Source organism: Magnetococcales bacterium, assembly GCA_015231175.1.
Lineage (GTDB): Bacteria > Pseudomonadota > Magnetococcia > Magnetococcales > DC0425bin3 > HA3dbin3.
Genome location: JADGBZ010000010.1, coordinates 73,420 through 84,975, shown reverse-complemented (window position 1 = coordinate 84,975; position 11,556 = coordinate 73,420). Strand labels below are relative to the sequence as shown.

At 59.5% G+C, this 11,556-nt stretch carries 9 protein-coding genes; 4 read left to right on the top strand and 5 right to left on the bottom strand.

The window, feature by feature from the left end; all coding sequences use genetic code 11:
- Positions 1-63: 63 nt before the first annotated feature.
- The 4 genes from HQL63_04090 to HQL63_04075 are packed head-to-tail and all read right to left on the bottom strand — an operon-like array spanning position 64 to position 5,678.
- Positions 64-567: a hypothetical protein gene (locus HQL63_04090; GenBank protein ID MBF0176012.1), complete on the bottom strand. Its 504-nt coding sequence runs from the start codon at positions 565-567 to the stop codon at positions 64-66.
- Entirely contained in the window at positions 545-1,906 is a 1,362-nt protein-coding gene (locus HQL63_04085) for a sigma-54-dependent Fis family transcriptional regulator (GenBank protein ID MBF0176011.1), read from the bottom strand. The genes HQL63_04090 and HQL63_04085 overlap by 23 nt, the downstream gene beginning before the upstream one ends.
- 3 nt (positions 1,907-1,909) lie before the next feature.
- On the bottom strand, positions 1,910-4,705 hold the full coding sequence (locus HQL63_04080) for a tetratricopeptide repeat protein (protein MBF0176010.1): 2,796 nt from the start codon (positions 4,703-4,705) through the stop codon (positions 1,910-1,912).
- Positions 4,683-5,678 (bottom strand): sigma-54-dependent Fis family transcriptional regulator, encoded by a 996-nt coding sequence (locus tag HQL63_04075; protein ID MBF0176009.1) that lies wholly within the window; start codon positions 5,676-5,678, stop codon positions 4,683-4,685. Before HQL63_04075 ends, HQL63_04080 begins: the two co-directional genes overlap by 23 nt.
- A 238-nt stretch (positions 5,679-5,916) precedes the next feature.
- Here HQL63_04075 and prmB point away from each other — a divergent pair, with 238 nt between their 5' ends.
- The 4 genes from prmB to hpnD all read left to right on the top strand — a co-directional run bounded on the left by prmB (position 5,917) and on the right by hpnD (position 10,126).
- Positions 5,917-6,861, top strand: coding sequence for a 50S ribosomal protein L3 N(5)-glutamine methyltransferase (gene prmB / locus HQL63_04070; GenBank protein ID MBF0176008.1), 945 nt, complete (start codon positions 5,917-5,919; stop codon positions 6,859-6,861).
- A gap of 67 nt (positions 6,862-6,928) precedes the next feature.
- The gene (locus HQL63_04065) at positions 6,929-8,341 is read left to right on the top strand and encodes a GGDEF domain-containing protein (GenBank protein MBF0176007.1); all 1,413 of its coding nucleotides are present in this window, start codon (positions 6,929-6,931) and stop codon (positions 8,339-8,341) included.
- Between the two features lie 19 nt (positions 8,342-8,360).
- Positions 8,361-9,239 (top strand): squalene synthase HpnC, encoded by an 879-nt coding sequence (gene hpnC, locus HQL63_04060; protein MBF0176006.1) that lies wholly within the window; start codon positions 8,361-8,363, stop codon positions 9,237-9,239.
- Positions 9,236-10,126 carry a presqualene diphosphate synthase HpnD gene (gene hpnD / locus HQL63_04055; protein ID MBF0176005.1) on the top strand — a complete coding sequence of 297 codons (891 nt, stop codon included), beginning with the start codon at positions 9,236-9,238 and terminating at the stop codon, positions 10,124-10,126. Before hpnC ends, hpnD begins: the two co-directional genes overlap by 4 nt.
- Here hpnD and HQL63_04050 read toward each other — a convergent pair.
- Positions 10,068-11,186, bottom strand: coding sequence for a glycosyltransferase family 4 protein (locus tag HQL63_04050; GenBank protein MBF0176004.1), 1,119 nt, complete (start codon positions 11,184-11,186; stop codon positions 10,068-10,070). The two genes, hpnD and HQL63_04050, sit on opposite strands and share 59 nt — an antisense overlap.
- Positions 11,187-11,556 lie beyond the last annotated feature (370 nt).

The following is an 11,556-nucleotide window of genomic DNA, read 5'->3' as shown; positions in this document are numbered from 1 at the left end:
AGAGTGGGTTTTGTTCCCGGCTAGACCAGTTATGTCAACGTAGGACACCACCGGATGGCCGCTCTACCACATGGCATGATTCAAGGAGAGTTCCGCCTGATTCAGCCAGAGAGTCTGTTGCTGCAACGCCTGACCAGCTTGTCGGCTCTGCTGGCGCAGGCGCTCCAGGTCTGAGCGGGTGGTGCGAATGGCCTCTCGCCAGGCGGCAGCTGATTGTTGCTGGGGATCTTTGCGCTCAGACTTGTTCAGGTTGGTGAGGGCGATTTGGCGTCGGGTGGTCAGGAGTTGGCGGTAGGCCGCATGCTGTTTGTGGAATTCGGCGCGGGCTGCATCGACGGAGCGTTGCAGTTGTTCGATGCGTTTTGACCAATAGGTTTTGGGCATGAAAAGGCGCTGCAACGTGTCCAGAACAGAGTCCTGGGCGAAAATTTGCGGATCCACAACCGGAGCTTCGGCCTTGGAACACCCCGCAAGCAACAGGAAGAGAAACAGGAGCGACCACGCAGCCGCGCGTTGGCCAGAGAGGACCGATCCGGAAACAGGATCAATCGGGCAGGCGAGCTGCATATTCGTTGAGCTTGTTGCGCAAGGTACGGATGGAGATGCCGAGGATTTCAGCAGCGCGCGTGCGGTTGCCAGCCACCTCGTTCAAGGTGCGGCGGATGAGAATTTCTTCCATCTCCCGGACCGTGGTGCCGACAGGCATGCGGATGCGATCTTCGTTGCTTTCGGTGGCGGGGAGTGTGCCGACCTCTTCGGCCAGCGAGGGTTCGATCATCAGGTCGGCGGGGAGGATCTCCTTGCCTTCGGCAACGAGCAAGGCGCGTTGAATGATGTTTTCCAACTCCCGAACATTGCCGGGCCAGTGGTAGGCTTGCAATACATCGATCGCCACTGGGGAGAAAGAGATTTCGTTGCGCCCCAGTTCGGTGATGAAACGTTGCCGGAAATGTTCGGCAAGGAGGGGAATATCGGTCTTGCGTTCGCGCAGGGCGGGCATGACGATCGGGAAGACATTCAGGCGATAGAAAAGATCCTCGCGAAATTTTTGCTGTGTGGACCAAGCCTTGAGGTCGCGGTTGGTGGAGGCGATGACGCGGACATCAATCTTGACGGTGCCTCGGCTGCCGACAGGATCGACCTCTCCCTCCTGCAAGACGCGCAACAGCTTGGCCTGGAGGTTGAGTGACATCTCCGAGATTTCATCCAGGAGGATGGTCCCCCCGTTGGCTTGCTGGAATTTGCCTTTGCGATCGGTGACCGCCCCGGTAAAGGCCCCCTTGACGTGACCGAAAAGTTCGGACTCCAGCAGGTTCTCTGGCAAGGCGGCGCAGTTGATGGCGACGAAGGGATCCTTATGCCGGTCGGAGACCTGATGGACATAGCGGGCGATCAACTCTTTGCCAGTGCCACTTTCTCCCTGGATCAGGACGGTGGCCTTGGAAGGGGCCACGCGGCGTACCTGATTGAGGAGTTTCTTCATGCCGGGATCAGCCGAGATCAGGCGACGGCCCCGACCCAACTCGGGGTCGAAATATTGGTTGGCGAAGCGGTTCAGGGTCTCCTGGAAGGCGATGTCGTCGATGGGGAGCAGGAGGTAGTCGGCGGCGCCGAGGGCGATGGCGCTTTGGGCTTCGTTGACGCTCCCCTTGGTGGAAGCGACCAGGATGGGCATGCCTCGATAGAGGAAGGTCAGCTCCCGGACTCCCTCCAGGGGGTCGATCAGGCTTTCGACTGCCAGGATGATGAGGCTGATGGGGTGTCGGGCAGAGAGGTGGCTCTTGGCATCCGCTACCGAAGGTACGGAAACGGGGTTGAAGCCGGCGCCGCGCACCTGGACCATCAGGGTGGCCCAGTCCCGGTTTTCGCGACCGATGAGCAATATATCCTTGATTTCAGTCATCATATCCTATTCCACCGCCAGACCCTGAACCATTTTGAGATGCATGGCGTTTTCGCGAGCGACACGCGCCCAGGTACTTCCTGGATCCAGGCGGGACGCTTCCTGAAAGGCCTTTTGGGAACCCGGCAGATCCCCTTTCTTCTGGAGGATATCCCCAATCCGCATTTGCGCCAATGCCTGAATTTCCTTGTTGGTCGATTCTGTGGCAACACGCGTGAAAGCGGGCAAGGATTTATCGTCTCCCTGCCAATCTTGCAGGATGGTGGCGTACCAGTAGAAGTCCCGGCCATCCTGCATGGGCTTTTCAAACAGGAGTTTTTCCAGGGTGGCCACGGCTTGGGGAAAGCGTCCCCGTGCGGCGGCGGCCATGGCAAAGAGGCGGAGACGGCGTTGTTTCTCTTCAGGGTTGAAGACCGCCTCCGGGAGGTTGCCCAGGAGGTTTATGACATCGTTCCACTGCTCCTTTTTGGCGAGACGTCCGGCCTCGGCGAGGACCACCCGTGCGGCGGGTGGACTGATTTTTCGGATGGCGCTGCCATCGGCTTCGGTGCCGACCGAGGGTTCCGGTGACTCCTTCATGGAAAGCATGAGCTGAGTGAATTCAGCGGCCTCGGGAAGTTTGTTGTTGACCAGCAAGGGGGGCACGCGCTCAGGGATGCCGATACGCAGCAACGCCTCGGCCAGGAGGACGCGGGGGCGGTCAAACGCATCTTTCTGTCGCCAGTCGGAGCCATAGGCCTCCGCCAGAGCGACGGCCTCTTCCGGGCGTCCAGACTCCACGGCTTCGGTCATGCCGGTTTCCAGGATATTTTTTTTGAGTATGTTGGTGCGTCGCACGATGGCCCCCCGCGAGGAGAGAACCAAAAGATGGTTGAGTTTGGCCATGGCTTCGTGGAAGCGTTTGGCTTCGGCCAGGAGCAGGGACTGCAAAAACCGGGCTTCATAGGCGGCGCCAGGCAGAGGTTTCTCGGCGATGATGGCATCCAGGGCTTTCAGGCGCTCTTCCAGGGGACGTTTGTCATCGAGGCGGATCTTGTAGATGCGTTGCCAGAACATGGCCTGGGATTGGGGAAACTGCAACTCCAGGCGTCGAAAGGTCTGTTCCGACTCCTTGATCTTGCCCAGTCTTCGGTTGATGTCCCCGATGCGCAGCAAGGCCCATGGGGCGCGGGCAGGATCCCTGGGATAGTTGTCCAGAAAACGGACATACATGTTGTAGGCCTGGGTAAACCGACCGCTGTTGAAATAGATATCCGCCATCTCCTGGAGGGTACCGGGGCTGTTGGCCAGGATGGCGGCATGCTCGGGGGAGAGGAGATCGAGGATGGCCGTGGCCTGGTCGTCATGGGCTTGTCTTGCGGCCAGGCGGGCGAGAAGGAAGTAGGTCTCTGCCTTGTCCTTGTCGCTTGATGGTTCGATGGTCAAGGCCGAGCGCAAGGTCTTTTCCGCATCGTCCCAACGTTCGATCTCCATGAAGGTCCGTCCCCGCTCCATCAGCACCTGGGGGTCGTTTTTGGGCAGATTGGGATCAAACATGATGGCCAGGGCATTCTGGAACTGATCGGCATCGTTGAAGGTACGCAACTGCCGAAGGCGTACCTTGGCATATTGTTTGGTGTTGGGATGCCGGGAAAAGATGCCTTCGATCTCATCCAGAATGACGCCGGGTTGGCGTTCGATCCGGTTGCCCAGGGAGAGCTTGTACAGGTCGACGACCTCCCTGTTGGGTGTTTTGGGGAAGGTCTCCACCAGGCTGTTCAGATAGGCCCTGGCCTGGGCAAAATCCTGTTGGCGTTCGCTTTCTTTGGCCTTGTCGTAGAAGTAGGCCTCGTCGACTGGCGTTTTGGCCAGGGTCACCTTGTCGGGCGGATTGTCAAAAATGGGATCGGTCAAGCGGTTCAAGGGAATGACCTTGTTCTTGGCCAGGGCTTCCAGGCGGGTGGTGAAGAGTTTTTGCGCCTCGGCTTCACGGGTGGGAATGATCACCTGCCTGGCCTCTTCCCCGGGCTTGATGCTGCTGGCCTCCCGACCGCTGGAACTTTTTCCCCGAATCTCCACGACGAAGAGACCGGCTTGGGGCTCCGAGTAGAAATAGGCCTGCCCGGCCTCCTTGTTGAGCGAGAGTTCCATCTCCACGTGTTTGGCGAACGGGTAGTTGATGATGCGCTCGATCAAACCGGCGGGGGGGGGAGTTTGCCAACTGGGGGCCTGGGAGGCTCCGGTCCAGACCAGCTTCAGGATGCCATCGCCGTAGTCGATGGTGGGGTGGACGGTGGCAGGCCCGGTCACGGCAAAGATGGCCAGCGTGCCATCGCGGCCCGGCAGGATGCGGGCGCCGAGGATGCGCACCGGCCCGGTGGTGCTCGGAGCGACAGGACGTTCGATACCGAGGCGGTACATGGGAGGGCGGGCCGCTTCGGGGCGATCGTCCGGTGGCGCCAGAACCCGGCCATGGAACTCCAAAAGGGGCTCCTTCAGGTCAAGGATGAGGTGGAGCCCCATCTCGCCATCGTGAATCTCTTCGAGCTTGATTCCTTTGACAAAGTTCGCTTTGGCTACCTTGTCCTTCTCGAAGGGGACGCTTCTTTGCCCGGGAATGGTCACCTGAAGGGTTGTCGGGTCAAGCAGCCTCATCTCGGGGGGGCGTTGACCGGCCAGCAGGGGGAACGTGAAGAGATCCCTCTGACCGTTCTCCTCCGAGGTGTAGGTGATCGCCGCATTGGCCAGATCGGGCAGGCAACCGATCAGCAGGAACAGCAGGGCTGGCAGGGCGGCAAGCCTATTTTTTTTCCAAGCGTTCAAGGCCTTTCTTCTTGATTTTTTCCACCAGGGTGGTGCGATTGAGGTTGAGCAGGCGGGCGGCTTTGTTCTTGTTCCAGTTGGTTCGATCCAGCGCGCTGAGAATGAGTTGGTTTTCGTAGGCTTCCACCTCGCGATTGAAGTCAGTGCCACCGTTTTCAGCGAGATTAGGGATGGAAAAGGCCGAGGCGGGGATGGGTTCATCGTCATCGACATCGGCCTCCTGGTCCAGCATGCGGAGGGGGAGGTCTTCAGGCAGAACCTCGCCATCACACAAGACGGTCAATCGTTCCATCAGGTTTTGCATTTCCCGCACGTTGCCATTCCAGGGGTACCTGAGAAACATTTGTTGAATTTCCGGGGTAAGGACCACCTTGCTCCGGTTTTGGATTTGGGCAAACTGTTCGGCAAAGTGGTCGGCAAGGAGCAGGATATCCTCCGGGCGTTCCCGCAGCGGGGGAACCTGTAGGGGTACGACGTTGAGACGGTAGAAGAGGTCTTCACGGAAATTGTTGTTGGCGACCTCCTCTTCAAGATTTTTGTTGGTCGCGGCGATGACGCGCACGTTGACCGGGATGGGCGTGACGCCACCGACGGGCTCAACAATCTTTTCTTGCAGAACCCGCAACATTTTGACCTGGAGCTTGGGGCTCATGTCCCCGATCTCATCCAGGAAGAGGGTGCCGTCCTTGGCGGCCTCGAAGCGCCCTTTGCGGGTGAAGGCGGCGCCGGTGAACGACCCCTTGACGTGGCCGAACAGCTCCGACTCCAGAAGATCTTCCGGAATGGCGCCGCAGTTGACCGGGATCAGAGGCCCCGACTTGCGGTTGGAGCTTTCGTGAATGGCCTTGGAGATCAATTCCTTGCCAGTGCCGCTCTCTCCTTGAATCAGCACCGTGGCGTCGGTGGCGGCGACCCTTTCGATCAGCTTGAAAAGCCGCCGCATGGACGGCGATTGTCCTTTAATGCCGTACACGTCTCCTCCTGACAGAGATAACGTCCTGTTTAAACTCTCAATGGTATGCGGTTACGGGAGAGTGAACCGTCAAAAACTCAACATTGTCAAAAAACCAACGAAAATAGTATGCCAGAATGGGGGAAACGACAAGTCTGCCCATGAGAACTGTCAAAAAAAAACTCCCGACATTGGATTCCGAGGCCAGAATGGTATCATGGGATTCAGATGCGGCTCACACGACAGGTTGACATGCGCCATGGCCGTCAAGAAATCCACCTCCAAATCCGCAAGATCCCGTCCCATCTCCCTGGGGCGGCTGATCCAACGAGCGGCCTCGCGCCTGCGGCGTTCCGGCCTTTGCCACGCCAACGGCATGCAGGATCCCTATGCCGAGGCCGAATATTTGGTGTGTTACGCACTTTCCGTGCCATTTGAAACGGTGGAGGTGTGTCATGACCTGATGGTGACGCGGGAGGATCAGGATGCAGTGGCCGAGGTTTTGGATGTGCGTATCCACCAACGCCGGCCAGCGCCGTATATCACCCGCGAGGCTTTTTTTGCCGGTCGGCGCTACTATGTGGACGAACGGGTGTTGATCCCACGCTCCTGCATCGAAAATTTGTTCGATGATGCCGAGGGGTTTACACCCTGGGTGGATCCGGGACGGGTGCGGCGCATTTTGGATCTGTGCACCGGGAGCGGGTGTCTGGCGGTGGCCTTGGCAGAGGCGTTTCCCCAGGCCCTGGTGGACGCTTCCGACATCTCCGCCGATGCCCTGGAAGTGGCCCGGATCAATCGGGACCATCTCGGGTTTGGAGGGCGCATTCGTCTGGTGCATGCGGATTTATTTCAAAATCTGGATCCGGGATGTTACGATCTGATCGTGACCAATCCTCCCTACGTGCCGCAGGCCATTTTCGAGGCCTTGCCGAGGGAGTACCGGCATGAGCCGGCGGTGGCGTTGCAGGGGGGGGATGATGGGCTGCGTCTGGTATCGGCCATCCTGGACCAGGCGCCGGATTATCTGGCCCCAGGGGGTCTCCTGGTGTGCGAAGTGGGTGACGATGTCGAAGAGATCATGAAAACCCGTTGGCCGGATTTGCCGGTGGAGTGGATCTTTTTCCACTTTGGGGCCAGCGGGGCTTTCGTCATTGGCCGGGACGTGCTGGCTGCATGGCGGGACCGGGACGTGCAGAAATGACGCTCCTGGCGGAGAGGATGCCTTTGGACAGACTTTCATGGAGGCGCACAGGGTTGTGCGAGCGTTGATGTTTGAAACCGTCTTGGGCAGATCGCACCGTGAACACCCGGCGACCCGTTTGTTGATTTCCATCCTGACCAATGGCGTCAAGTATGCCTTGTCCCGGGATGTCAATCGGCAACAGGAGGTCGAGCGGATCCTGAAGGAGTTGGCGCGTGGGGTTCCCGAGGAGGATCTGGAGCCGCGTTTTTTGGACCCACTGCGCCAGGTGGCGCGTTGGCTGCGGGAAATGGCCGAAGAGTGGGCCAGGACAGAGCGGTTCGGGGAAGGCGCCCAACGGCAATGGACGGGTGCAGGCGGGGGAGGATTGTCGGGCGAGATGGTCCGGCGTCTGTTGCAAGGGGTGGCCGTCCTGGGGGGGGAAGAGGCGTGGATCAGGACAGGTACCCAGGATATGCTGCATCGGTTGCAGACGGTGGATGATCCGGCTTTTGCTCAGGAGTTGACCGCTTTTTGTGACCAGGTGATCCAGGCAGGGGAGGGGTTGCACCGGAAGTGGAAGCGGGAACGAGAGGTGTTTGTCAACCTGGTGGCTGAGGTTGCCGGCTACATCCATGAAATTCGCGGTCAGACGGGAGGGCTGGACAAACAATTGGGCGGCGCCATCGTTCGGTTGCAGGAGGCGCGCAGCGTTACAGAGCTGTTTGAATTGCGGGAGACCCTGGTGCGGGAGGCCGAGTCCCTCAAGGCGCATACGCATCTTGTTTACCGGCAATTATCTGAAAGTCAACGCAAGTTGCGGGAGACGCAGGATCATCTGACCCGGGTTTCCCATGAGTTGGCGCAGGCCAGGGTCGAGAGCTTGACGGATCGCTTGACTGGAATCCCCAACCGGCGGGCGTTGGATCAGCACATGGAACGGGAGGTGGCACGGAGCCTGCGGCATGATCTGCCCCTCGCCATGCTTATGTTTGACCTGGACCATTTTAAAAAGATCAATGACACCTTCGGTCACCCGGTCGGGGACAAGGTGCTGACGGCGGTGGCAGGGCAGACCCGGAACCTGTTGCGGCAGTCGGACTATCTCGCCCGGTTCGGCGGCGAGGAGTTCGCCGTGATCCTGCCGGAAACGGATCTGGATGCGGCGGTCAGCACGGCCAACAAGATCCGCCATGATGTGGCTTCGCTGCGCTTCAAGATCGGTCGGCAACACCTTCAGGTGACGGCCAGTTTCGGGGTCTGCACCCTGGCGGGGTGTCTGGCGGAACCTGGCCAGGCGGAGAGTGAAAAAATGTTGGCTTCCGGTGAAGATGTGCAACGTTTGGTGGAACGGCTTCTGCAATGTGCGGATCTGGGTTTGTACCAGGCCAAGGAGGGAGGACGGAACCGGGTGGAAGTCGTCATGATGGGTGCTGTCGATCCCGATTTCGGAGGTGTGGCGGGCACGTCCGATCCTGGGTTGCACCCGCAGGCCGAATGAGTGCGGCTCAGGCTTGGCCATGCGTGTGACCAAACCCATTCCCGGCGCTCTCCTGGATGATTTTCGCTACTGTGCGGAGATTGTGCGTGGGCACCCGGAAAATTTTCCTGTCGGTTCCTTTTTGAGTCCGCGGCGGGTGCGCCCCTTCCTGCATGCGGTGTACGCCTTTGCCCGCATGGCGGATGATTTTGCCGATACGCCGGGACGTGATATCGCCGAACGGTTGCAGCTCCTGGACGATTGGTCCCGGCGCTTGCGGTTGGCGGAGACCGGTCAGCCGGATCATCCGGTCTTTCGGGCATTGTCCCATACCTTCCAGGCCACGGGTCTGCCGGCGCGACCCTTGTATGAACTGCTGATCGCCTTTCGCTTGGATGTGACCAACAAGCGTTATGACACGGTGGAACAGTTGGAGGACTATTGCCGCTATTCAGCCAATCCGGTCGGACGGGTGGTCTTGCATTTTGCAGGAATGGAGCACCCCGAAGGGTTGCGGTGGTCGGATGCCATTTGTACGGCGCTGCAATTGACCAACCATTGGCAGGATTTGGGCATGGATCCCTGGAAAGGGCGTCCCCTCTATGTACCGCGTGAAGAGATGGAGCGGTTCGGGGTGGATGAAAAGTTGATTCTGGAGCGGCGTTTTTCTCCGGCTGTGGGCAGTTTGCTGCTCTATCTGGTGGAGGAGACGCGCCGGCTGTTTCAAGCCGGGGATCCTCTGATCGACCTGTTGTCGTGGCCATTCAATCTTGAACTGGCCGTCATTTGGCAGGCCGGCATGGCGGTGCTGGACAAGATCGAGCTTTCGGGTGGCAACACCCTGCGGATTCGACATCATCTGGACGGGCGTGACCGCATGGGGTGCCTCATGCGGGCTTTGCATCGGGTGGTCACATGACCCCGGCTGACTATTGCCAGGAGGTGACACGTCGTTCCGGCTCTTCGTTCTATCATGCCTTGCGTCTTTTCCCCAAAGTCCGCCGGCGGGGGATGCACGCCCTGTATGCGTTTTGTCGTTCCGTGGATGACATCGTTGATTGTTGCCAGAATACAGACATGGCGCGGATCGAGTTGGCATGGTGGCGGGAGGAGATGGAACGCACCTTTGCCGGGGTTCCCCAACACCCGATAGCGCAGGAACTCGTCTGGGCGCAGACCGTTTTTGCCCTGGAACCGGAACCCTTTTTTGCCATTCTCGACGGGATGGCCATGGATCTGGTCGGGCAACGCTACCCAGGCATGGCGGAGTTGGAGTTGTATTGCAGCAAGGTGGCGGTTGCGGTGGGGCAGGTGGCCTTGCGCCTGTTGGGAGTGGCCCACTCTCCTCTTGCGGGCCAGTTTGCCCATCATCTGGGTGTGGCATTGCAATTGACCAACATTTTACGGGATTTGGCCGAGGATGCCCGCATGGGGCGCATTTATCTCCCTCTGGAGATGTTGCAGCGGGCGGGTATAGCGCCGGATCGGGTGTTGGCGGGGCACTGGTTGCCGGAGTTGCAGGGGGTTTTGGAGCAGGTTGCCGAGGCGGCTGCGGCCCATTTCCAACACGCCGACCGGTTGGCAACGGAGATTGGCCGGCGTGAAGTTCGGTCGGCCCTGGCCATGGGGGCGGTCTATCGGCACTACCTGTCCTGCCTGCAAAAATGTGGCTGCAACGTTTTCGATCACCCGGTGCGTGTTGGCCGTTTGACCAGGATGTGGATGACCTGGCAGGCTTGGGTCAGTGCTACCACTTCCTCTTGCCGAGTCCGTGCAGATTTTCCACAAACGCCGCCAACCGGGTGAACGCATGATTGTCCTGTAGCCATTTCCGTCCTGCCGCTCCCATGGCCTCCAGCCTGGGGGGATCGGCCAGCAGTTGCAGGATGGCGCCTTCCAATTCGTTCACATCATCCAGCAGCAGGCCAAATTCCGGTTCCACCCAGGGAAGGGCCTGGCGCAACCCCACCACCGGTGTGGCGCAGGCCAAGGCCTCCTGAACGGCCCGGGCCGCCCCCTCTTTGAGTGACGGATGCACCAGCAGACGGCCCTGATTGTACACTTCGGGCATCCGGTCATGGGAAAACCGGGCCGAGGCCACCTTGCCGTCACCCGAGCGTTTCAGGCCACGAAACAGCCCTATTTTACGCATGTTGTGGGAGTGGAGCAGGTCGTTCAGACGGCTATAGGGTTTGCCTTTGATATACCCCCCCGCATGCAGCCAGCTCAAACCATGCTCCAGGACGATCCGTTGCACCCGGTGGTATTGTTTCTGGGAGGAGAGGTTGCCCGAGCTGACCAGGTCGTAGCGCCGGGGTTGCCCCAAGGGGTGAAAAGTATCGGTGTCCGTACCCAGGGGCAGGAGGAACAGGTGTTCTTTTGCCATCCCGGCTGTTGCGGCAAGTTGGCAGGCCTGGGAATTGGGGAGCAGAAAATAGTCGAAGAGACGCATTTCCGGCCAAGCCAATGTGGTGGTGGAGAGCATGGTGCGTTCCCAAAGGAAGGCCACCGCGTTCCCGGCCTGTTGCAGAAAGCGGGGAGCCATTTCCGTTCCTGTCCCGACCACGTGCAAAATGTCGGGTTGGAAGGCGGCCAGCCATGTCTCCGCTTCCGGGCTCAAGTACCATAAACGCCCGTCGTGTTGGCGATCCTTGGGATTGGTGACGGGGAAAAAAAATGCCTGATACCCCTGCCAGGGGAGGTGCAGGAGTTGTTTGCGCCGGGTCTGGGAGACAAAGGCCACTTCATGTCCCAGGGTGGCGAAGTGGCGGCGCAGTTTGGCATACCAGTCGTCATAGCGGAGGTAGGCGATTTCATCCAGGCCGTGTTCAAAAGGGGGGGCAAATTGAGTAAAGACGATGCGCATGATGTCGGATCCATGAAAAGGGTGGAAAGCCATACTGGTTCAGCACCCGGCAGCAAATCGGGGTCCAGGGGGCTGGCTCCCTGGCGGGTCAAGGGCAGCGCCCTTGCGGGTCAAGGGCAGCGCCCTTGCGGGGTCCGGGGCAGCGCCCCGTTTTGTTTTTGTACGCCCCCCCTTCTCCCAGGCCTTTTTTGCGCTGTTTGCAAAAAAGGCCCAGGGGGGCGGGCCATGGCCCCACACTGGGCGCGTTTTTCAGCGCCCAGTGTGGGGCGTATTGCAGGTTTTCCAACCTTTCCAACCTTTCCAACCGGATGTACCGTTTGGGATCATCATGGCCAAAGGACGATCAAGGCCAAAAACATCATGCGCGTTA